The sequence below is a fragment of the Bacillus cereus group sp. MG9 genome (assembly GCF_040459995.1).
Taxonomy (GTDB): domain Bacteria; phylum Bacillota; class Bacilli; order Bacillales; family Bacillaceae_G; genus Bacillus_A; species Bacillus_A mycoides.
In genome coordinates, this window is the sequence record NZ_JARVHC010000001.1 from 4,952,716 (window position 1) to 4,977,130 (window position 24,415).

Here is a 24,415-nt window from a genome sequence, read left to right on the forward strand (position 1 = left end):
TTACACTGTCTACCTAAAGGGGATAATATCACAATCCAGTCAGGTCTTTTTTCTCTTATTATTTTACTCCTACTGCATCATAAGCTTTCGTTACAGCTTGTACCTCTTTAGAGTTTTTACCGTATAGATCCTCTGCTGATTGAAGTGCAGCTTGGCGCATCATTTTGAAATCAGAGTTTGCAGTTAAATATTTTGTAAGAGCACGATAGTAAATTTTTTCTGTTGCTTCACGGCCCACTCCAGTTACTTTCACATTGTAATGCGTGCCGCCCTCAGACACTAAATACGCCGCCTTATTGTTAATACTACTGTTAATATGAACGCCGCCATTATCAGCTGTTCCAGTATAACGTTTATTATAGTGATCTGGGTAACCTTCACCTGGTTTTAATGGGTTTGGAATAGATGCTGGATCCTTCAGAGAACGAAGTGCATCACCAGGTTTACCAGGTGTATAAATATCAGCTCCTAAATCCCAGCTCTTCTTCTCTACCATTACACCCATAATGTCAGATAACGATTCATTTAACGCTCCTGATTCATTTTTATATACAAGGTTTGCTGTATGTTCAGTTACAGCATGCGTTAATTCGTGGCCAATAACATCTAGCCCTGCTGATAATGGAATAAATGTCTTACCATCTCCATCACCATACATCATTTGCACACCGTTCCACGCTGCGTTATTCCAAGATTCACCTACGTGAACAGCAGAAATAAGTTTTGCACCTTTATCATCGAAAGAGTTACGGTTAAATGTCTTTTTATAATAATCATATACTTTTCCTGCATTCACATGCGCATCAACTGCCGCTTTATCTTCGAAGAACTTAGATTTACTTGCAATTTCTTCTCCTGTATATCCAAGAATTTGTGAGAATAAATTAAACCAGTCTTCATTCATATTCTCTGCATCAAATGTATGGACACCTTGTCCTCGTGTACCATCAAATAAGTTGAACGCTCCTGTTTTCGTATCTTGAGCAATTTCAAATGATTGTCTAGCACCTAATACTCCGTAACCAAATCCAGTAATGTTATCTACAGCATTATATTTCTCAATAACATTTCCATTTGTTGCATCAACAAAGTAATGCCAATATCCTGGAGCTGGTTTCGAAACCGACGCTTTTACAAGATATGCAAGATAGTATTGACCATCTTTTTCATACACATATAAATCTTTTTTCACACCATCATAATTCTTTACTTTACCAATTTCTTTCTCAATATTAGCTTTTGCAATCGTTTCTGCTTGTTCCGCACTAATACTTGCAGATGCAGGAATATTTTTATCATCTAAACTCGGAATAACTTGTCCGAAAAATGCTTTTACATTGTTCTCTTTATCAAGCGTAACCGTTTGATCTGAACCATACACAGGAATGTTATTATGCTTCTCAACTAACTTCACATGTGTTGTACCAGACTCAGCATCTTTTTCTTCACCAACGATATTGAAATGTTTGTCAATATTTCCCGCTAGTTTAAACATATCCTTTTTACTCTCTAAATATTGAAAGACCGTCTCTTTTTTATCTAGTCCTTCCGGCGCTTTCCATTCTTCACCTATGTAAGCTGGTGTTTTAAACTCTTGGTGATACTGGATTTTTTGCTCTTCTGCTTTCGTCGTAGTTGCTCCAAATGCCCCAAACCCACTTGCGATAACAGTTAATGCTAATGCTGATGAAATTACTTGCTTTTTCAATCTAACACTCCCCATTTCCCTAAAAGTTTTTAACACCTTTATAAATATTCTGAATAATCTTTCCAATACCTGCTCTCAAAAATTGAGAAAGTTTTTTCTGTTAATTTAACTCACACAAAAAAGGATATCGTTTTCGATATCCTCTTCCCTATAACTTTTTATCTCACTATTCACATACTTAAAACCGCCATGGGTTAAAGTTTCACTTTATTCCATTTTCATTTCAATCGCTAAGTAGTGAGAGTTTTCTTTCGCTTGAATGTGAATATCTTCTTCTACAGCCTCCGCTGCATCACGCATTACAAGTGTTTCACCGTTTACAACGCTGCTACCTTCAATTTGTACAAGGTACAATTGACGTCCTTCTTTAACAGGAAAATGAATTTCTTTACCAGCTTCTAATGATAAAGAATATAAATTTGCATCTTGGTGAATATGAATTGGTGCATCTCCATCAGAAGGAGATACCATATGGAACCACTCATTTTCACGTTTACTCCAATCAAATTTAAACTCACCATAGTTTGGTTTATGACCGTCGCGGTCTGGTAAAATCCAAATTTGCAATAAACGTAATGTTTCACTTCCTAAGTTATGCTCACTGTGAAATACACCAGTACCTGCACTCATATATTGAACATGCCCACGCTCAATTGTCCCGCGGTTCCCCATACTATCTTCATGTGTTAATTCACCATCTATAACGTAAGAGATAATCTCCATATCACGGTGCGGATGCATATCAAAACCAGTTTGTGGCGCTATTAAATCATCATTCATAACACGTACTGCTCCAAAATTCATGTTGTTTGGATTATAATAATTTGCAAAGGAAAAATGAAAATGTGTATTTAACCAACCGTGATTTGCTCTTCCCATATTTTTATGATCAACTTTTCTAAACATATCCTTCACCTCATATTATCTCGAAATCGAGATATTTATTTTTAATTTTATCACTGCAACTTCTTCAGTAATTCTAATAATTGTTTTTGTTCTTCTCTATTTAACTTATCAAATTGCTCTGCTTGAAATGTTTCTTGCGGCGGGACTATTTCTTCATATAGAACCTTTCCCTCTTCTGTTAATGAAATATATTTTGTGGTACCTTCTTGTTCACGCTGAATCCAATCTAGTTGCTCCATCTTATTTAAAAGTTGAGTAACATTTCCTTTCGTAACAAACAACTTATTTCCAAGTTCTTGCTGCGTTAAACGATCGTTTCCTCCAATTTGAACTAATACATCAAACTGAGCGGCAGATACATTCCACTTTTTCAAATGCTGATTCGTCTCACGAATACTTCTATTATAAAAGCGTGATAAACGAAACCATAATAGTACTCCAAGTCTTTCCCCTGCTTTCATTCCATCACCTCGCTCATTTGATACTATTAGTTTAGAATTAAACTTATTAAAGGTCAACTACTTATTTTTAATTAGCAATAAATAAAAGCACAGTGATTTTTCTCCACTATGCTTCAGATTAAATTTCTATTTTTATATTCATCTAGCTTCCTCTCCGCGAAATGCCTCGCATCTTTCTCAATCCATCTTTCTTCGTATAGTTCATTTCCAACATATAGTACATCGTCCTTATGCTGCATCGCATGCCTGAATTCATGCAATAGCGTTTTGAGCACTTGCTCATACTCTTCCCACATACAAACGAAAATTAATTGTTTTTCTTTATGATAAAAACCACCTACTGGGAATAAAAACTCCTCTTCTTCTTCTCCTAATGATAAAAGTACATGATTCGCATCACACGTATCACAAAAAATAACTGGCGTTGCACTTACTTCAATAAGAGAAAACAAATCATTTCTTAACTTTTTGACATCCCAAGGAAGCTCCGAATCCAACACATACCAATTCTCAACTTGTTGATATACATTTTGAAACTGGAGTTCCATTTCTCAATAATCCCCTTCCTAAACTCCCTTTTCCTATATGTATGCCACAATATGTAAAATATTAAACATATCCTTCTCTAACAAATAACAGCCAGTTATTAATTTCCCATAAAAAAAGGAATCTATTTAACTATAGATTCCTTCACGATAATACCTTATATAAAATCTGACCTTACACGTCAATTGTTTAAAATTTAGCTATTCTTTGTATCCCACTTAAAGATTTTATTTAAAAATTTATATACATTCTTTGACTCTTTCGTCAGAAGTGGACCTAAGATCGATAGTATAAGCACGTATAGTGCTGAGAATGGTTTCAGTACTGACATTAAACCACCGGCGATGCCGATATTAGCCATAATGATGGAGAATTCTCCTCTTGAAACGATTGTTAATCCAATATTTGTTGATGCTTTATGAGATAATCCAGCTTGTCGTCCCGCAATCATCCCTGCTACAAAGTTTCCGATTATCGTCAGAAGTACAGCACCTAACGTTAACCATATTGCTCCGCCCAATGAAAACGGATCGATACTTAATCCGAAACTGAAGAAGAAGATAGCTCCGAAGAAGTCTCTAAATGGAACAACAAGATGTTCAATTCGATCACTATGCTCTGTCTCAGAGAAAACTAACCCTAAAAGAAGTGCCCCGATTGCTTCTGCAACGTGAATTGTTTCTGAAAAACCTGCAATAAAGAACAACGAAGCAAATACTACAATAATGAAAATTTCATCCGAACTAATATTAAGCAATTTATTTAATAACGGCGTCGCCTTTCTAGCTACAATAAAGAATAGAAGCATATATCCTAAAGCAATTCCAATTGAGGTAAGAGCGCCTAGGAAGGAAGCATGATCCCCTAGAACTAAACCAGAGACAACTGATAAATATACAGCAAGGAATATATCTTCAAACATAATAATTCCTAAAATTAATTCGGTTTCATTATTACCAGTTCTTCTTAAATCAACTAATACCTTTGCAACGATAGCACTAGAAGAAATCGTAATAATACCCGCAATAATTAAGATTTCGAGTAACGGGAACCCCATTATAAATCCGTATAATAATCCTAGTGAAAAGTTAATCAAAATATAGATTGTTCCGCCAATCGCGATAGAACGTCCAGATTTAATTAGTTTTTTCATCGAAAACTCTAATCCCAGATAGAAAAGAAGGAACAGAACGCCAATCCTTCCAAGGAAGGATATCACACTTGCACTTTCAATAAATTTGAGATCGATAACACCTATTGTCGGCGCGTGCGGCCCTACTAACATGCCAAGAACAATTAGAAAAGGAATTACTGAGAATTTAAACTTTCCAGCGATTACCGCCGCAATTGCTACTAAAACTAAAGCTGTACCAACTTCAAAAATTAAAGTATCCATCTAGTCAGTCCCCCTATTCGAAAGTAATTCATTAATAATCTTTTTAATTTCTTCTCTCTCACCAGAAACTACAAGCATATCTCCTTCTTCAATCACCGTGTCTGGACCTGGATTAAATAGCTTTTTCATATTCTTTTTCATAACTGCAATTATCGTTACGCTATATGTTTTTCTTATTTCAAGATCACCAATTGTTTTTCCAATTGCTGGCGCTGCATTCTCCACTTTGAACCACTCAATTGCTAAACCTTCAAAGACCATCTCAACATTTTCTAGTGCCCTAGGCTTATATACCATCCCGCCTAATATTGCTGCAATTTGTCTTGCCTCTGAGTCGCGCAATGAAATGCTTGATAGACTTTCTTCATGGTCTGAATCGAAATGATACATTTCTCTACGTCCATCATCATGAATAACAATCACCATTTTTTCGTTACCTTTCGTAACGATTTGAAACTTGTAACCAATACCCGGAAGTTCACTTTCTCTAATATTCATATTTAGCTCCTCCATAACTTCTTTATTTTAATTTTCTGTTTTTCTGTCTTTTGTTCATCCAATCAATTTTAGAAATTCTAACCATTCAGGATACCTATGACTTGGAAATCTTTTATTGTAATAATAAGTGGCTCCTAAAAAGATACTTAAAGATGTAATGATAAAAAATAAATTACTTCTTATTTTCAAACTCTTAAGACTTACTTTCAATAAAGATTCTTCTTTCAAATTATCCCCTCTTTTTCGCTTTAAATTTAGTTTTTCAAAATGTAAATAATTCTAAAAATATCGCTATGTAACATAATCATAACATAAAACGCATTTAAGTAACATGATTTTTTAGAAAAATTGATTCTGGTATATTTTTTGCATATAATTTTCTTATTACGAAAAAAAGGAAGTGTATTATATGGTTGATATCTTTAGCAGATTCCTTGAAGTAACGAATAATATTTTGTGGTCATATATTCTTATTGCAATGCTAATCGGCTTCGGTCTTTATTTCTCTTTTAAATTAAAATTTGTCCAAATTACTCATTTCAGTGAAATGGTCAGTTTAATTAGTAAAGGGTTCAATCGAAAAGAAAAGAAAAAAGATAGCGTCTCTCCATTCCAAGCATTTTGCTTAAGTGCAGCTGCACGTATTGGTATCGGGAACTTAGCTGGTGTAGCACTAGCAATTTCAATGGGCGGACCTGGCGCAATATTTTGGATGTGGTTTATCGCCATTATCGGTGCAGCTACTAGTTTTGTAGAATGTACTCTCGCACAAATTTATAAAGTAAAAGACGGACGTGGATTCCGTGGTGGTCCTGCTTACTATATGGAAAAAGGCTTAAACAAGCGCTGGATGGGTATTTGGTTTTCACTTCTCATTACAGTTGCATACGGATTAATCTTCAACTCAGTACAAGCAAATACAGTAACAATAGCGTTTGAAAATGCTTTTGGACTAGAGCGAACTATCGTAGGAGCTGTATTAGCTTTATTAGTTGCTGTTATTATTTTTGGTGGTATTAAAAGCATTTCACGTATTACAGAATTGATTGTTCCTCCAATGGCAATCATTTATATCGGCGTAGCTGTTTTTGTCGTTATTAACAACTTCAATATGTTACCAAGCATTTTCATGGAAATATTTAACGGCGCATTCGGTTTAGACCAAGCCATCGCTGGTGGTATTGGAGCAGCAATCAAATTCGGAATTCAGCGCGGTTTATTCGCGACAGAAGCAGGTATGGGTAGCTCTCCTAACGCAGCTGCAACATCAGATGTATCTCATCCTGTAAAACAAGGACTTGTTCAAGCATTAGGTGTTTTCGTAGATACATTCTTAGTATGTACATCAACAGCATTTATCGTATTATGTTCTGGACTTTACAAAGGATCAAATTTACAAGGAATTGAATTAACACAACAAGCATTAAGTTCACAAATCGGACCGTGGGCTAGCACTTTCTTAGCGATTATTATTTTCCTATTCGCTTTCAGTTCTTTACTTGGAAACTACTATTATGGTGAAACAAATATCGCATTCATTAAAGAAAGCAAAACATGGTTAATGATTTACCGTGTTGCAGTTGTAGGAATGGTTTTCTTCGGATCAACCGCTGCCCTTCAAACAGTTTGGAGCTTAGCTGATTTATTCATGGGACTAATGGTACTCACAAACTTAATTGCCATCTCATTCCTTAGCAAATTTGCCTACTCAGCATTAGTAGACTATATAAAACAAAAGAAACAAGGAAAAGATCCTGTTTTCGTCGCAAGTTCTATCCCTGGCTTAAAGAATACTGAGTGTTGGGATGGGCAAGATTTAGAAGAGAAGAAACAAGCTATATAATAATTAAAAGCGGATGCGGCTCGTTCAGAATGTGAGGAGGATGGAGCTTTTGACGTAGAGGCGCTCTTTGCCTCGCAGGAAGAAGCGAAGCCACCGAACATTCTAGCCGCTGGAGCTATATATCAAATAAAAAATCCCTATTACTTCACAGTAATAGGGATTTTTTATTTACAACAGTTCATAATTTGTTCAAATTAATTCCAGCAAAAGGGTTGATTTATACAAATTACTAGATTATAATAATTATAAATTAGTAATTTGTATAAAATAATAACTCAAGAGGAGATTGATCATAATGAATACACAAGTAATCGAAGCATTAAACAAACAAGTAGCAAACTGGAGCGTTTTATTTACAAAACTACACAACTTCCATTGGTACGTAAAAGGACCTCAATTCTTCACACTACATGAAAAATTTGAAGAGCTTTACACAGAATCAGCTACTCACATCGATGAAATCGCAGAACGCATTTTAGCAATTGGCGGCAAACCAGTAGCAACAATGAAAGAATACTTAGAACTATCTTCTATTCAAGAAGCAGCTTACGGAGAAACTGCAGAAGGGATGGTCGAAACAATCATGAAAGACTACGAAATGATGCTAACTGAACTGAAAAAAGGCATGGTAATCGCTCAAGAATCTGACGACGAAATGACATCTGACCTACTACTAGGCATCTACACAGAACTAGAAAAACACGCTTGGATGCTACGCGCGTTCTTGAATCAATAATATATTTTAAAGCGGAAGCGGCTCGTTCAGAATCGCAGGGCATTGGAGCTCTCGACCTTGAAGCGCTTTTTGCTTCGAGCGAGAGAGCGAAATGACCGGAGATTCTAGCCGCTGGAGCTGGATATCATTAAAAGCGGAAGCGGCTCGCTCAGAATGTGAGGGGGATGGAGCTTTTGACGTAGAGGCGCTCTTTGCCTCGCAGGAAAAAGCGAAGCCACCGAACATTCTAGCCGCTGGAGCTGGATATCAACTAAAAGCGGAAGCGGCTCGTTCAGAGTCGCTTTTTTCTATTGATTGGTCGCACTTGATAATACATAAAATTATATCGATTGCAACTCACGATATATCAACGTTTCGACAAAGAATATCGCTTTACCAACAAATCACGACAATAATAGCACTCCCCTCCACTACTTTTATCAATATATTACAATCTCTTTTATGTTAAAATATAGGAAACACCCTTTAGTAATTAGATCCAAAAAGCTTGTCCAAGTTCATCATTTACTACTTAAATGGCGGGAGTGGTTCAGTTGAAAGACTACTTAATTAGAGCATTTTTTGCGTTAATAACAGTTGGGATTCTCTTACTCATAGCTAATATTTTCAACATACGTGTCGAGGTTAAAGACTATGCATTCCTCGTTGTTGTAGCTATTGGTGGCGGCTGGGGTGGCTGGTACCTGTATAAAAAACAAAGTAATCAAAATGATAAAGGCATTCCAAAATAATATGGAATGCCTTTTTTCTCTAATACATAATTAAGCTTAAACCACTAATAAAATCAGTCCCCAAAAACATCATACAACCCATATTCTATCGTAAATAAAAAGAATTCATTTTGAATATAGAAATAGTCCAAAATCTTGCATAACAGAGGTATGCCCCATTTGCCGCAACATTGTGGCTATATTCCCACGGTGATATGCTCCGTGGGTGACGACGTGTAGTATTGTTTCAGAAACCGTCGTATCCAGGAGCCCAGCATACGGATTATCAACCTCAAACACTTTTTCATAATCTTGTTGACTACTTAAAAGTTCTTTATATCGTTTAGATAATTCATAAAAACTAGTTTCCATTTCCTCAATATTTTTTGTTTCTAGCTGTTCTTTCAATTGGTCTGTGTGTACCATTGCATCACTCATACTTTTGCCGGAAATGATCTCGAGCCAGGCTAAATCTGTGAGGTATATGTGAGACATTACTTTTGCCACCGAAGAAAAACCACTCTTAACTTCCTTATGGAAAATGTCTTGCGGTAGTTCTTTTAAGCGATTTAAAATAACTTCATTTGCCCATAAGTGGTAGTTATACATTTTTAATACAGAACGACCCATGCTCATTTCTCCTCCAATTTTCATTTTAATGATTAGATTATGATACATAACTGATTAAAAATTCCCAAAGGATTACATCTATAAAATTTATTCTGATTACGATTAAAAAAACCTCTATTAACTTCATAAAAAACATTCGCCATCTTCCACAATCTGACCCTTTAACGGAACAATTCTATGTCACTCAATAAATCCTTACTCACCGTTTATTCAGATGTTCTTTTTTTAAGTCAGCAAAACATACATCCATCTACTTCCCCTCTTCCAACGATTTCACATCTCGCTATCAATATATTTAACCAAATTAAAAACACATGTCTTTTTGCGATAAAAAGACATGTGTTTCCAAAATCCACTATAAAAATGTACTATGATAACTGCTTCCACTTCGTCCCCAAAACAGGACGCTCATAATTTTGTATTTCATGAATTAATTTAGCAGCCGTCTCAGCTGAAACGATTAACTCTTTATTCGATGGGTTCATAAAGCCTTCTTCCGCTGCGCGATCAACCATTTGCAGAATTGGTCCGTAAAAGTCTTTAATGTTTAATAAACCAACTGGCTTATCATGTATACCAATTTGTGACCAACATACAACTTCAAATAGCTCTTCAAATGTTCCGTATCCGCCTGGTAATGCAATGAAAGCATCCGCAAGCTCTGCCATTTTTGCTTTACGTTCGTGCATCGTTTCTACTTCAATTAATTCTGTTAATCCTGTATGAACGATTTCACCACGGAATAAACCACGCGGCATAACACCTGTTACACGTCCACCTAAACGAAGAACTTCGTTTGCTACTTCTCCCATTAATCCAACGCATGAACCGCCGTATACAAGCTCATAATCGTTCTCAACAAACATTTTCCCTAACTCTATTGCCTGCTCTTTAAATTCTGGTCTTCCCCCTAAATTCGAACCCGCAAACACACAAATCTTTCTCATTCCTACACCCCGAAACTATATATTGTTATGATACAATGGGTATTGTACAACATATTGAAGGGATGAGAAAGAAATGGATATCGTCGCATTTCAAAGGTGGGTGGAGGAATTTTATGAAAAACGAAGCTGGTCACAGTATAATTCCTTTATTCGCTTAAATTTCTTAACTGAGGAAGTTGGGGAAGTTTCACGCGTTGTTCGCGCAATTGAAATCGGTCGTGATCGCCCTGATGAACAAACGAAAACACAAGAAGAGCTAAAACAAGAACTAAAAGAAGAACTTGGTGATGTACTTTCTAATCTTATTATTCTTTCACAAAAATATGATTTGGATTTACAAGACATTATGGAAACACACGTCACAAAGCTTTCAAAAAGATTCGAAACATCTAAATGAGAACATTATCAATTGTGATATAATGTTCTTGTCAAAATAATAAGGGGGATTTTATGTTATCTAAAAAATTGCACGACGCACTAAATGAACAAATGAATTTTGAATTTTACTCTGCCCACGCTTATATGGCAATGGCTGCTTACTGTACAGCGGAAAGCTACGATGGATTCGCTAACTTTTTCCTTGTACAAGCTGAAGAAGAGCGTTTCCACGCAATGAAGCTTTACAACTACATTAATGACCGCGGCGAGCGCGCTATTATTACTGGATTTGATCATCCTAATAACGAATATAATTCTGTATTGAATGCTTTTGAAGTAGCACTTGAGCACGAGCGTGAAGTAACGAAGCGCATTTATCACTTATCTGATATCGCTTGGGATGAGCGTGAACACGCAACAATTACCTTCTTAAAATGGTTCGTTGACGAGCAAGTAGAAGAAGAAGCTTCATTTGATAGCATCATCCAAAAATTAAAACGTATTACAAGCGATTCAAACGCATTATTTATGCTAGATGCTGAATTAGAGAAACGTACATTTACGCCTCCAGCTGAATAATATTTCAATCACCTTAATGAATGTATTAAGGTGATTTTTTTATTTTCTCTATAGCTTAAAATCACCTTAAATTTCCTTGTATTTGACATAGTACCAGTAAAAAAATGGTATTATTTTCAATATAAAGTGAAACTTTAATCAGTGGGGGTTTTGTTCATCCCCACTGATTATTAGCCCTCACCAATCGGGCGTTTACGAGCAGCCCGACTCCCACCTAACTTCTTTGCTCCCGCCGAATTTTGAGGTGGGAGTCTTACTGCCCGCAAATAGCGGGATAAAATAATATACGAGGAGAGAAAAAATGAATCAGCGTGTAGAAGCTGTTGATGCAATCCGTGGTTTCGCTTTGTTTGGTATTTTACTTGTCAATATGACCTTAATTCAATTTGGGTTCTTTTCCAGTGAAAAACCAACTTACATATTTGGCAAACTTGATGAAGGTGCTAATTGGTTTATTCAATTTTTCGGCACCCACAATTTCATGTCCCTATTCTCTTTTTTATTTGGTCTTAGCATTATTTTGTTGCAAAAAAGTATTATTGCAAAAGGAAAAAAGTTTTTCCCTACATATATAAGGCGTATTAGCATTCTTTTACTACTAGGTTTCATTCACGGCACTTTTGTTTGGGAGGGAGATATTTTATTTGCCTACGGGATTGTCGGGATTTTCTTAATGATGTTCATCAATCGAAAACCAAAAACGTTACTCATTTGGGCATCCATTTTATTAGCACTCATTATGTTCGCATCTTATCAATCTGAACCAACATCAAACACATTCAATGATGTCACACCTTATATTGAAAAAGAGCATAAAGTTCATGAAACTGGAAGCTATATGGATCATATCAACTTTAGATTAAATGAGAATCCTTTTGATTACATGGGAATTAACGGTGTCTTCGGATTAGTTATCCTGTCAATTTTCGCATTAATTTTTATGTCTCCACTCTTCTTACTCGGCATGTACGTAGGAAAAAAGGGGTGGTTATTTGAGATTGATAAACATATGTCTGCTGTCAAAAAAATATGGCTTATTACTGGTATTTTCTCTTTTACAATCAAAATTTTAGCCACGTTCGTAAATCATCCGATTTTAATTATGTTACAGGCAGGTATTACACCAGTAACCATGACCTTCTTTTACGGAAGCACAATTATTTTATTGTTCCATTACAAAAAAGCATCGCGCTTACTAACATACATGGCGAACATGGGAAAAATGTCAGTTAGTAATTACTTAGCTCAATCTATTATCGCAACAACTATTTTTTACGCATACGGATTTGGCTTATACGGTAAAATTGGCTATTTCTTCGGTATTCTGTTAACCATCGGAATTTATACGATTCAACTATTTGTTAGCACTTACTGGCTACAGAAATACCGAATGGGGCCTGTAGAATATGCGTGGAGAATGGGAACTTATTTAAAAAGACCACGATTTAAAAAAGACTTGGATAAAGCAAGTTAAACAAAAAAGCAATGAGCCTACGCTCATTGCTTTTCTTAATTTATTAAAGCATAACCCCAACGATAATCGCTGATAATATACTTACTAACGTTGCACCGTATACAAGTTTTAGTCCGAATGATGATACAACATTTGCTTGTTTGCCATCGATACTCTTCGTTGCACCTGCGATAATTCCGATAGATGAGAAGTTCGCAAATGATACAAGGAAGATTGATAAAATACCTACTGTACGGGCTGATAACTCACCAGCTACTTTTCCTAGATCAAGCATCGCAACAAATTCGTTCGTTACTAATTTCGTTGCCATAATTTGTCCCGCTGTTAGCATCTCTGATGTTGGAATACCCATTACAAATGCTAATGGTGAGAAGATATATCCTAAAATGCTTTGGAATGTGATTCCGAAAATAGAATCGAACACACCGTTAATTGCTGTAATTAATGCCACGAAACCAATTAACATTGCCGCTACTGTTACAGCGATAGAGAAACCTAGCATAATATATTCGCCTAACATTTCAAAGAATGTTTGTTTCTTATCTTCTTGTAATTCTAAAATATCGTCTTCTTCGTTTACGTCATATGGATTAATGATATGAACGATAATGAATCCACTAAATAAGTTTAGTACAAGTGCTGTTACTACATATTTCGGATCAATCATTTTCATATAAGAACCAACGATTGACATTGATACTGTTGACATTGATGATGCACAAAGTGTGTATAAACGATTTCTCGGTAATTTGCTTAGTTGATCTTTTACTGTAATAAATACTTCACCTTGACCAACAATTGCAGCTGCTACTGCGTTATATGATTCAAGTTTTCCTAAACCGTTAATTTTACTTAATACGAAACCGACTGCACGAATGATAATCGGTAAAACTTTAATATGTTGCAGGATCCCGATTAATACCGCTAAGAAAATAATCGGTAATAATACTGTTAAGAAGAATGGTGCTTGTCCATCGTTCGCTAGACCACCAAATACGAAATTAACCCCAGCTTCCGCAAATTTTAAAATAGCGCCAAACCCATCTGCAATCCCTTTTACTAACACAAATCCGACCTTTGTATTTAGTAAGAAATACGCAAGTACCAATTGAATTACAAGCATAAGTGCAATTGGCTTATATTTAATTTTCTTACGATCTGAACTTATAAGGAAACCTAGTACAAACACTACAAGTAAACCGACTAAAAACATTACTAACTTCATATGTGAATCCTCCACTTCTCTCACGAGTTATTGGTCGTATAACGTATAACGAATGACGTCTGACCATCGATGTTAAAAAAATTTAAAACCCCTAAATATTATTCAACTGTTATCTAAAACCAGTAAGCGTTTACATAAATTGCGATTTATAAAAGGTAGCCTCTTCTCTCCTACCATACTTGAAAGTCTGAAATTGATACCACCTACAAATCAAATTGTAAGCGTTAACTAATCGAAATGCAATATAAATTTTAAAATATTTTTATATGTTAATATATTCCTAAATAATTGGTTTTTTCATGTAAATTTACCATAAAAAAACAGCCCTAGCTATGAGCTAGGACCATCTTTTTTATAACATAACACCAACGATAATCGCCGATAAAAGACTTACTAATGTCGCACCGTATACAAGTCGTAATCCGAATGATGAAACAACGTTTGATTGATTTTCATCGATCCCTTTCGTTGCACCTGCAATAATTCCGATAGATGAGAAGTTCGCGAATGATACAAGGAATACAGAAAGAATACCGACTGTACGAGCTGATAAATCACCAGCTACTTTTCCTAGATCAAGCATCGCAACAAACTCGTTTGATACTAATTTTGTTGCCATAATTTGTCCCGCTGTTACCATTTCTGCTTGCGGGATACCCATTACGAATGCTAATGGAGAGAAAATATATCCTAAAATAGCTTGGAATGTAATACCGAACACTGAATCAAACAAGCTATTGATTGCTGTAATTAATGCTACGAAACCAAGTAACATTGCTGCTACCGTAATCGCAATCGTGAAACCAAGCATAATATATTCGCTTAACATTTCAAAGAATGACTGTTTTTTCTTATTTTCTAACTTCAGTGTATCTTCTTCTTCTGTAATATCGTACGGGTTAATAATATGAATGATAATGAAACCACTAAATAAATTTAATACAAGTGCTGTTACTACATATTTTGGTTCAATCATTTTCATATAAGAACCAACGATCGACATCGATACTGTCGACATGGAAGATGCACATAGTGTATATAAACGATGTTTTGGGATTTTACTTAATTGATCTTTTACTGTAATAAATACTTCTGCTTGCCCAACAATTGCGGCCGCTACTGCATTATATGATTCTAATTTTCCTAAACCATTTACTTTACTTAGCATAGTACCAATAGCACGAATAAATATCGGTAAAATTTTAAAGTGTTGCAGAATTCCGATTAACACTGCAAAGAATACGATTGGTAATAAAGCTGTTAAGAAGAATGAAACCTCCCCTTTATTAACAAGGCCACCAAATACGAAAACGATTCCAGATTCCGCGTATCCAAGAAGCGCTCCAAATCCATCTGAAATTCCTTTTACTAAAATATAACCAATTGGCGTATTTAATAAGAAATACGTTAACGCTAGCTGAATAACAAGCATAATTGCGATTGGTTTATACTTGATCTTCTTACGATCAGAACTTATAAGAAAGCCGAGTACGAATACAACTAGTAGTCCTACAAGAAACATAACAAACTTCATTAATAAAATCCTCCATTTAACTCTTCATTAACGTTGAACGTCTGACTACTCAAAACAAGGAATAATCCGAACTTTCCATTTCTCCTCCAAAACCTTTAATTGGATATGAAAAACCATAAAATCTCTTGTCTCAAAGCCATTTTCCATTCTAACACAAATTATAACTCACATCCGCACTTTTCTTAAAAAAATACATTTTATTATAAAACACTCATTAATGTTCGTATTTTCCCTCTCCCTTTAGTTTATCACCATAAAAAAAACGAGCATCAAATTTCTCTGATGCTCGTTCCTTTTTATTATACAGCTTTTTCTTTATCTGCTACTGCTGGCTTGTCCCAGCACTCTGTACTGTTTAAACCAGGAATAGACTCCGCATAAAAGACTGGATCTTTTCCTTGTTTCTTTTGTTTTACGTAATCTGATAATGCCGCGAAAGCATACTTAGAAAGGAATACAATCGCCACTAAGTTAATAATAGCCATGATACCCATGAATAAATCTGCTAAGTCCCAAACAATTTGAATTGTTGCTACAGAACCTAACATAACCATACCAAGTACCGCGATTCGATAAACATTTAGTAAAACTTTACTTCCATTTAAAAACTCAATATTTGTTTCACCATAGTAGTAGTTACCTACTAATGAACTAAATGCAAACAAGAAGATTGCAACTGCTACAAATATAGAAGCCCACGGTCCGATATGTTGACTTAATGCTTGTTGCGTTAATTGAATTCCGTTTAAATCAGCCGCTCCAGGCACATCTGATAATAGAATGATAAATGCTGTACAACTACAAATTAATAATGTATCTGTAAATACCCCTAAAGTTTGAATGAAACCTTGTTTAACTGGGTGCGTTACGTTTGCAGTCGCAGCTGCGTTCGGCGCACTCCCCATACCTGCTTCATTTGAGAATAATCCACGTTTTACCCCTAGTAAAATCGCAGCTCCTAATCCCCCGCCCACTACTTCTTTAATTCCGAAAGCATGTAAGAAAATTTCTTTAAATACATATGGAATTGCCGTAATGTTTGTTACAACAACGAATAATGCCACTGCTACATATATAATTGCCATTACTGGAACAATCATTTCAACCGCACGTGCAATACGTTTTACTCCGCCGAAGATAATGATTGCAAGTAAACCAGCCATAAACAGACCTACAAACTTACCATCTGTGTTAAATGCTCCATCAAAAGCCGCCGCTACTGTGTTTGACTGCACGGCGTTGAAAATTAATCCGAAACTAACTGTTATTAGAACAGAGAAGACAACTCCTAGCCAGCGTTTCTTTAAACCCTTTTCCATATAATACGCTGGACCACCACGGAACGCATTCCCATCTTTTACTTTATAAATTTGCGCTAATGTGCTCTCTACAAATGCAGAAGCACCCCCAATTACCGCGATTAACCACATCCAAAATACCGCTCCTGGTCCACCTGCTGAGATTGCGATAGCTACACCAGCTAAGTTACCAGTACCTACACGAGAAGCTGTACTCATACAAAAAGCCTGGAATGATGATACACCACTTTTTTCTTTTTGCGCTTTTCTTGTTTTTGAACTCGCTCCATCCCCAAGTAAACGAATCATTTCTCCAAAGTAACGTATTTGAACAAACTTTACTCGGAAAGAAAAATAAAGCCCAAGTCCAATTAGCATTGCAATAATAATATATGACCAAAGAACATTATTTATATCCCCAATAACACTAGTTAAAAAATCCATCATTGCGTTCCCCCTCTTCATAACACTAAGAAGATTATATTCTAAAAACTTTTAACAATCAAGAATTTTCGACAAGAAATGTAAGGTTTTATAACATGAAAATGTTAACAATTATAACATCCGTATTTTTTATAAAAATTATATTAATCATCTTTTAGCCTTAATATCATTAATTACAACAAAAAAACGAGCATCGAATTCATCTCGATGCTCGCCTTTTTATTATACTGCTTTTTCTTTATCTGTTACCGCCGGCTTATCCCAACACTCTGTGTTCGTTAAACCAGGAATAGAATCTGCACTGAATACCGGATCTTTTCCTTGTTTCTTTTGTTTCACATAGTCCGCCAACGCAGCATACGCAAATCGGCCAAGAAGTGTAATCGCAATTAAGTTTGTGATTACCATTAGACCCATAAATAAGTCTGCCATATTCCATACAACTTGAAGCGTCGCAATAGAACCGAATAATACCATTCCCACTACCGCAATACGGTAAATCGTTAACCAAGTTTTACTTTGCTTAATAAACTCAATATTCGTTTCACCATAATAGTAGTTTCCTAGAAGTGAACTGAAAGCAAATAAGAAAATGATAATCGCTAAGAAGCTACTTGCCCATGGGCCAATTTGTGAACTTAATGCATTTTGCGTTAATTCAATACCTTCTAAATTTGTTGCTTTATATGCACCAGAACATAGTACGATAAACGCTGTTGATGTACATACTAAGAACGTATCTACTAAAACACCGATTGTTTGAATAAATCCTTGTTTAGCTGGATGCGTTACATCAGCTGTTGCAGCCGCGTTTGGCGCACTACCCATACCTGCTTCATTCGCAAATAATCCGCGCTGAATACCAAACTTCATTGCAGCACCGATACCGCCACCTACAGCTGAATCTAAACCAAATGCCCCTTTAAAGATTTCTGTAAACATATCCGGTATTAAATAATAATTTTTAATAACGACGAAAATTGCTACTGCAATATAAATAAGCGCCATTGGCGGAACGATCATTTCAGACATACGCGCAATACTTTTTACACCACCAAAAATAATAACCGCGACTAATACCGCTAACACAATCCCAACAACGTAACGCTCAATACCAAAAGCATTTTTAAATGCTAATGTAACTGTATTTGCTTGTACGGAGTTGAAAATTAATCCGTAAGTAATTGTAATTAGAATAGAGAACCAAATTCCCATCCAACGTTTATTTAAACCTTTTTCCATATAATAAGCAGGACCACCACGGAAGCCACTGCCATCTTTTACTTTATAAATTTGCGCAAGCGTACTCTCTACGAAGCTCGAAGACGCACCGATAATCGCAATCACCCACATCCAAAATACCGCTCCAGGTCCTCCCATTGAAATAGCTAACGCTACCCCAGCTAAGTTCCCAATACCAATACGAGCTGCTGAACTCATACAAAACGCTTGGAAAGAAGATACACTACCTTTTTTACGCGTCTTTCCAGTTAATCCATCACTCATTAGTCGAACCATTTCCCCTAAATGAGTGATTTGTACGAATTTCAATTTAATAGAAAAATAAAGACCTAAACCAATCAACATTGCAATAAGAATATACGACCAAAGAATTGTATTCGTTGATGAAACGAATTGCTCTAAAATATTCATACAATTACCCCCTCCTTTTTTCTTCATAAAACGAATTATATTTAAAAAATATTTAAAAATCAACATTTTTCGACAATTTACACTTTTCCAAATGTTAGTGGTTTATAACGTAACAATCTTTTTATGACTCTCCTCCCTTTAAATGTACATACTAAAACAAAAAATAAATCTACAAACAACACCATTGACAAAAATACCAACCTGTAACTATAATAGTTACAGCAGGTTGTAACAAACCTAATTACAATACATTTATTTACTTTCAGATATACATTTTAACAAAACACTTTGGAGGGATTTATTATGAAAATCGGAATCATCGGAGCAACTGGTAAAGCAGGAAGTCGTATTTTAAAAGAAGCATTAGATCGCGGACATGAAGTAACTGCAATCGTAAGAAGCGCTGCAAAAATTACAGAAGAAAATATAAAAGTTTTAGAGAAAGATGTATTCGCTCTTACATCTAATGACCTACAAGCATTTGATGTAGTTGTAAATGCATTCGGTGCTCCAGCCGGACAAGAACACCTTCACGTAGATGCAGGAAACGTACTTATCGAAGCTATGAAAGGTGCACCTAATACAAAATTACTTGTTGTTGGCGGCGCTGGTAGCTTATTTGTAGACGAAGAGAAAACAACACGTGTATTTGATACACCAGGATTCCCAAATGAATACCTTGCAACAGCTCAAAACCAAGGTAAAAACTTAGAAATTCTGCAACAAACAAACGATATTACCTGGACATTCATCAGCCCTTCTGCACTATTTGCATTAGGAAAACGCACAGGCTCTTATACAGCTGGAAAAGACAACCTTCTTGTTAACTCAAAAGGTGATAGCTACGTAAGTTACGAAGACTTCGCAGTTGCAGCACTTGATGAAATCGAAAATCCAAAACACGTAAACGAACGCTTCACAGTAGTTTCTGAAGCTGAGTAATAGAAAAAAATGCGCGTAGATCCAATATCTACGCGCATTTTTTATTACAATGTTCCCTTTACTAGTTCTAATCCACTTTGAGTGATTTTAAATACAACTTCTGCTGAAGCTACTTGTTCTGCTAACTCATTCTTTTTATACCATTTCAGACGACTTGGTTCTGCATGATACACTTTTACAACATCCCCATACTCAAATGGAGTACCATTTACTTGTTCTGCAAAATTCTTTGAGGTTTCTTGACCGTCTGCTGATATATGCTTTTTCTCATTTCCATTTTGATCATAAATCGTAAAACCTAAATACTGTTCATTCACAAAACGATAATGAATCACATCATTCGTAAATGTTGCATGTAATTTCTTTTCGTCATGATTTAACGTAACAATAGAACGTGTAACATTGGACACACCTTGATACACCAGGCTATCTCCATACGTCACTTCAATCGGTACTTCTGTTATTGTCTTATTCCCAAAACGATCTTTCGTCTCTACTTTTACTTTTTGCTCACCGAGTTTCATTGTGTCTGGTTTCTCTACAAATCCAATTACTTCTCCGTCTTTTACTTCAACAAAGTTTTTCACTTCTAACTTTTCAGCATCTGTTCCGATTACTACTTTTTGCTGTACTGCCTTTACTTCTTGTAGAGCTTCTATTCTTTCAAAACCTTTTTCTGTTACTTTAAAGAATAATTCTTTTTCTACTTTCGCCTTACCTTGACCAGTAAAGTTATTATTTTGATACCAATTAAATCGATCCGATTCTGCATGATACACTTTTACAACGTCACCGTATTCAAATTCTAAGCCGTTAATCGCTTTTGCAAACTCTTTCGTGTTTTCAACACCTTTTACAGTCGCTTTCTTCTTCTCTATTCCTTTTTGATCTAATAATGTAAATTCAAAGTACGTTTCTTCTTTAAAATAATGGTGCACCGGATTCGGATCAGCTGTCGTACTGAATTTTTTCTGATCATGTTGCAATGTTACAATCGATTTAATATCAGTACTATAATTTAGCCCTTTAAATACCAAGCTATCCCCATACGTTACTTCTAGTGATACTTCCGTTACTTTCTTATTCCCGAAACGATCTTTCGTTTCTACCTTTACTTTTTGTTCTCCGATTTTCGTTGTATTTGGTTTCTCTACAAAACCAATCACTTCTCCATCTTTCGCTTGAACAAAATCTTTTGCATTTAATTTTGCATCATCTGTTCCGATTACTATTTTTTGTGGTACTGCCTTTATTTCTTGCTGAGCTTCCATTCTTTCGAAACCTTGCTCCGTAACTTTAAAGAACACTTCATGAACGCCATACTGTGCATCCACGAATTCATTCTTTTTATACACTTTAAATCTATCAAACTCTTTTTGATACACTTTTACCATATCGCCATATTCGAATGACATTCCATTAAATTGCTCTGCGAATGCTTTCGTATTTTCAGACGCTTTTACAGATACTGCTTTCTTCTCTTTTCCATCTTTATCGTATACAGTCATTTCCATATACTTCTCATCTGCAAATGAAGTATGCATTGGACCTTCTGAATTTGTCGTACTAAATTTCTTTTCTTCATGATTTAATGTAACAACCGATTTAATATTTGTTCCGCCATAGCTTGTACCAAAGAACATAATGCTATCTTCGTAAATTATTTCTAACGGTACTTCCGTCACTTGCTTATTTCCAAAATGATCTTTTGTTTCTACTTTTACTTTTTGCTCACCGATTTTTGATGTATTTGGTTTCTCTACAAATCCAACTACTTCTCCATCTTTTACTTCAACAAAGTTTTTCGCTTCTAACTTTTCTACATCTGTTCCAATTACTACTTTTTGTGGATTTGCTTTTACTGTTTGCTCACCGTCTAACCTTTCAAATCCATTTTCAGTAATTTTGAAGACTAATTCCTTTATCTCTTTACTGTTTCCTTCTCCCACATATAAATCTTTTTGGTACCAATGTAAACGAGAAGATTCTGCATGGTATACTTTCACCACATCTCCATACTCAAATGCAAGTCCATTTACTTCCTTGGCAAAAGCTTTCGTATTCTCCAAACCTTTTACCGCTATATTTTTCTTCTCTGTTCCCTCTTTATCGTACAGTGTGAATTCAAAATACTTCTCATCTTTAAAGTAATCATGAATCAGATTCTTTGTATCTGTTGCACTCAGTTTTTTCGTATCATGATGTAACGTTATAATTGATTTCATATCGTCAGCACCATAGCTTAATCCATATACAAGTAAGCTATCTCCATATGTTACTGTTAGAGGAACTTCCGTCACTTGCTTATTTCCAAATCGATCTTTTGTTTCTACTTTTACTTTTTGTTCACCGATTTTTGATGTGTTTGGTTTTTCTGCAAAACCACTCACTTCCCCATCTTTTACTTGTACGAAGTTTTTCGCTTCTAACTTTTCAGCATCTGTTCCGATTACTACTTTTTGCGGTACTGCTGTTACTTCTTGTAAACCATCTTTAAATTCGAACCCTTGCGGAGTGATTTGGAATAATTTTTCTTTTTTATTTTTAGCATTTCCTTGATCTACAAGTGCGTTATTTTGGTACCACTTCAAACGGCTTGGTTCTGCATGGAATACTTTTACTACATCACCATATTCAAAATCCAATCCATTTAGTTCAAGCGCAAATCGTTTTCCATTTTCTTGCCCTTCTGCTGATACACTTTTCTTTTCAATCCCATTTCGATCATATAGCGTTAAGCCCATATATTCTTCTTTTTCAAAACGGTAATGTATTTTATTATTAGTAAAGTTTACATTTAATTTTTTTTCATTGTGACGAAGCATCACTGTGGACATTACTTCATTTGAAAGTCCTTGAAAAATTATACTGTCACCATAAACTCCATTAACTTGGACAGGAATTGAATTTTTATTTCCTTTCTCATCCTCAATTTCTACTAACACTTCCTGTTTTCCATTCTCTAATTTAGGCCATATGATCTTACCTGTTACTTTTACATTCTCACCTAAATTTTGAACGAGTTTACTCGCCTCGTTTTCATCAGAATCCGTACCAACTAAAAGGTTTTGTACCTCATTAGCAGGTTCACCATACGGAACCTTATACGGTTCAACTTGCTTCTCACGAATATCATTACTATCAGTAGCTTTCCATATTTCTTTTTCTAATTTAGGTAAATTTAATTTTTCTATCTTCTCTCTAGTATCATCATTTGGCGTTAATCCCCATTCCTCAAAGAAAGGAATTAAATTTTGCCCAGCCACTTTTGATGTCATATAAATAAATAGTTGCTTTTTCTCTTCATCAGAATTAGGCATTTCACTCTGAGGCAACAAACGATAAGCTTGATGTAACCTAGGATAAAAATGTTCTCCATACACTACATTTAATTGCCAAAACATTGTAAGAGGATTGATTTCATCAATGACCCTTTCTGCTTTAGGTCTCTCTAAATACTCAAATGATTCTTTATAGTGCTCATCCATTTCTAATTGATTCCCTAATGCCTTTTGAACAGCTAATGAGTAAATATTTACTGTGACTTCTCTTACTTTAGACCACTTCCAAGGTTCTTGCTGATGTAAATGTCCAACTTCATGCCATGGTCCCCAGCCATCCTTTTCAAGTACTTCTAAATCTAAAACTCTATTCATTGCCGTCGGGATATATCCTGTATGATAATTTGTCGCAAACATAAAGTTCCCTTCAGCAGGCTTCCGTTTTTCAACAAACTGAACATAATGAGTTGGAGATTTCGCAACCCCAACACCGTCCTCAGATAATCCTGCCACTGCGTTTTCCAAACGAATAATCTTATCGTGTAATTTCATTAGCTCTGTTGGATCCGTATTCTTCGTATATTTCTGCACAGAATCATAAGTAGTAGTAATTAAGCTTCTCTCACCTTTTAATTCAACTGCATAAGGATCCTTATATTTTTTTAACATTTCATCCCAATCTTTTTTCGTATGTTTACCTAAAATAAACAAAGGGAAGTGGCTACCACCATTCGTAACTGTAGCTGTTACATTACCTTCGCTATTCATATTGTAAAAATATAAAATACCGCCTCTTGGAGATGAAATAACGTTTTTCCCTGGTTTTAAATCAAACTCTTCTGGATCCTTTTCATCATAAGATCTCGTTCCTATGAAAGCTTGAATAGACTGCGTTCCTTTTATGTCAATTGTAATCTCTTCATTTGGCGCTGCATAAATTCCAGTCGGCTCATTAGCAGAAAGTTTCCAAGTAACTCTTAAACGTTCATTTTCTTCATCTACGCTACCTTTACCCGGCAACTGAAACGCCCTCTGCTCAAATTTATTCTCTTCTAAATTCCCACCTTTATTCTCTTCCAAAGGTGCCGCATATCCTTTTGATGCTTCGAAAGCTACTGGTGATAATAATGTAGATATGCATATACCAGCTACTAATACCCTACTCTTCTTTTTCTTCGACATAATCTGTGTCCCCTATTCTTTTTGTAATGCAAACCATCATAGAT

The 24,415-nt window shown here is 35.5% G+C and carries 21 protein-coding genes; 8 read left to right on the plus strand and 13 right to left on the minus strand.

From position 1 onward, the window contains the following. Positions 1 to 58: 58 nt before the first annotated feature. From QCI77_RS25620 to QCI77_RS25645, 6 genes are all read right to left on the minus strand, one after another. Entirely contained in the window at positions 59 to 1,708 is a 1,650-nt protein-coding gene (locus QCI77_RS25620) for a M4 family metallopeptidase (protein WP_148706570.1), read from the minus strand. Positions 1,709 to 1,915: 207 nt separating this feature from the next. Continuing rightward, entirely contained in the window at positions 1,916 to 2,614 is a 699-nt protein-coding gene (locus QCI77_RS25625; RefSeq protein WP_002191122.1) for a pirin family protein, read from the minus strand. 50 nt (positions 2,615 to 2,664) lie between these two features. Next, positions 2,665 to 3,075, minus strand: coding sequence for a MarR family winged helix-turn-helix transcriptional regulator (locus tag QCI77_RS25630; protein WP_088040393.1), 411 nt, complete (start codon positions 3,073 to 3,075; stop codon positions 2,665 to 2,667). Positions 3,076 to 3,188: 113 nt separating this feature from the next. Then, on the minus strand, positions 3,189 to 3,623 hold the full coding sequence (locus QCI77_RS25635) for a DUF3920 family protein (RefSeq protein WP_002015986.1): 435 nt from the start codon (positions 3,621 to 3,623) through the stop codon (positions 3,189 to 3,191). Positions 3,624 to 3,817: 194 nt separating this feature from the next. Beyond that, positions 3,818 to 5,017 carry a cation:proton antiporter gene (locus QCI77_RS25640; protein WP_002015987.1) on the minus strand — a complete coding sequence of 400 codons (1,200 nt, stop codon included), beginning with the start codon at positions 5,015 to 5,017 and terminating at the stop codon, positions 3,818 to 3,820. Then, a complete protein-coding gene (locus QCI77_RS25645) occupies positions 5,018 to 5,515 on the minus strand; it encodes a cation:proton antiporter regulatory subunit (protein WP_002015988.1) in 498 nt (165 codons plus the stop codon). It lies immediately after the preceding gene. Between the two features lie 409 nt (positions 5,516 to 5,924). Here QCI77_RS25645 and QCI77_RS25650 point away from each other — a divergent pair, with 409 nt between their 5' ends. The 4 genes from QCI77_RS25650 to QCI77_RS25665 all read left to right on the plus strand — a co-directional run bounded on the left by QCI77_RS25650 (position 5,925) and on the right by QCI77_RS25665 (position 8,825). Continuing rightward, positions 5,925 to 7,358 (plus strand): alanine/glycine:cation symporter family protein, encoded by a 1,434-nt coding sequence (locus QCI77_RS25650; protein ID WP_353825624.1) that lies wholly within the window; start codon positions 5,925 to 5,927, stop codon positions 7,356 to 7,358. A gap of 295 nt (positions 7,359 to 7,653) precedes the next feature. After that, positions 7,654 to 8,094 (plus strand): Dps family protein, encoded by a 441-nt coding sequence (locus QCI77_RS25655; RefSeq protein WP_078185091.1) that lies wholly within the window; start codon positions 7,654 to 7,656, stop codon positions 8,092 to 8,094. A gap of 91 nt (positions 8,095 to 8,185) precedes the next feature. Next, on the plus strand, positions 8,186 to 8,542 hold the full coding sequence (locus QCI77_RS25660; RefSeq protein ID WP_353825625.1) for a hypothetical protein: 357 nt from the start codon (positions 8,186 to 8,188) through the stop codon (positions 8,540 to 8,542). Between the two features lie 85 nt (positions 8,543 to 8,627). Continuing rightward, positions 8,628 to 8,825: a hypothetical protein gene (locus QCI77_RS25665; RefSeq protein WP_000656312.1), complete on the plus strand. Its 198-nt coding sequence runs from the start codon at positions 8,628 to 8,630 to the stop codon at positions 8,823 to 8,825. Positions 8,826 to 8,930: 105 nt separating this feature from the next. On the opposite strand, the gene QCI77_RS25670 is transcribed toward QCI77_RS25665, so the two are convergent. Both QCI77_RS25670 and QCI77_RS25675 read right to left on the minus strand, forming a co-directional pair. After that, positions 8,931 to 9,434, minus strand: a complete 504-nt coding sequence (locus QCI77_RS25670) for a DinB family protein (RefSeq protein ID WP_000533787.1) — start codon at positions 9,432 to 9,434, stop codon at positions 8,931 to 8,933. A 368-nt stretch (positions 9,435 to 9,802) separates the two neighbouring features. Beyond that, positions 9,803 to 10,381 (minus strand): LOG family protein, encoded by a 579-nt coding sequence (locus QCI77_RS25675; RefSeq protein ID WP_033707925.1) that lies wholly within the window; start codon positions 10,379 to 10,381, stop codon positions 9,803 to 9,805. 73 nt (positions 10,382 to 10,454) lie between these two features. Here QCI77_RS25675 and QCI77_RS25680 point away from each other — a divergent pair, with 73 nt between their 5' ends. The 3 genes from QCI77_RS25680 (at position 10,455) to QCI77_RS25690 (ending at position 12,812) form a co-directional block, all read left to right on the plus strand. After that, positions 10,455 to 10,778, plus strand: coding sequence for a MazG nucleotide pyrophosphohydrolase domain-containing protein (locus QCI77_RS25680; RefSeq protein WP_002034656.1), 324 nt, complete (start codon positions 10,455 to 10,457; stop codon positions 10,776 to 10,778). Positions 10,779 to 10,831: 53 nt separating this feature from the next. Next, a complete protein-coding gene (locus QCI77_RS25685) occupies positions 10,832 to 11,338 on the plus strand; it encodes a ferritin (protein WP_113769696.1) in 507 nt (168 codons plus the stop codon). Positions 11,339 to 11,639: 301 nt separating this feature from the next. Then, positions 11,640 to 12,812 (plus strand): DUF418 domain-containing protein, encoded by a 1,173-nt coding sequence (locus tag QCI77_RS25690; protein WP_353825626.1) that lies wholly within the window; start codon positions 11,640 to 11,642, stop codon positions 12,810 to 12,812. Between the two features lie 43 nt (positions 12,813 to 12,855). Here the strand turns inward: QCI77_RS25690 and QCI77_RS25695 are convergent, their stop codons facing one another. From QCI77_RS25695 to QCI77_RS25710, 4 genes are all read right to left on the minus strand, one after another. After that, on the minus strand, positions 12,856 to 14,037 hold the full coding sequence (locus QCI77_RS25695) for a NupC/NupG family nucleoside CNT transporter (RefSeq protein WP_113769694.1): 1,182 nt from the start codon (positions 14,035 to 14,037) through the stop codon (positions 12,856 to 12,858). Between the two features lie 352 nt (positions 14,038 to 14,389). Beyond that, the gene (locus tag QCI77_RS25700) at positions 14,390 to 15,571 is read right to left on the minus strand and encodes a NupC/NupG family nucleoside CNT transporter (protein ID WP_002089478.1); all 1,182 of its coding nucleotides are present in this window, start codon (positions 15,569 to 15,571) and stop codon (positions 14,390 to 14,392) included. A gap of 299 nt (positions 15,572 to 15,870) precedes the next feature. Continuing rightward, positions 15,871 to 17,313, minus strand: coding sequence for an alanine/glycine:cation symporter family protein (locus QCI77_RS25705; protein ID WP_113769693.1), 1,443 nt, complete (start codon positions 17,311 to 17,313; stop codon positions 15,871 to 15,873). Between the two features lie 222 nt (positions 17,314 to 17,535). Next, entirely contained in the window at positions 17,536 to 18,966 is a 1,431-nt protein-coding gene (locus QCI77_RS25710; protein WP_002192327.1) for an alanine/glycine:cation symporter family protein, read from the minus strand. 303 nt (positions 18,967 to 19,269) lie between these two features. Here QCI77_RS25710 and QCI77_RS25715 point away from each other — a divergent pair, with 303 nt between their 5' ends. Further along, the gene (locus QCI77_RS25715; RefSeq protein ID WP_113769691.1) at positions 19,270 to 19,908 is read left to right on the plus strand and encodes an NAD(P)-dependent oxidoreductase; all 639 of its coding nucleotides are present in this window, start codon (positions 19,270 to 19,272) and stop codon (positions 19,906 to 19,908) included. 44 nt (positions 19,909 to 19,952) lie between these two features. Here QCI77_RS25715 and QCI77_RS25720 read toward each other — a convergent pair whose 3' ends face one another. Then, entirely contained in the window at positions 19,953 to 24,371 is a 4,419-nt protein-coding gene (locus QCI77_RS25720; protein ID WP_353825627.1) for a putative mucin/carbohydrate-binding domain-containing protein, read from the minus strand. Positions 24,372 to 24,415: the final 44 nt, after the last annotated feature.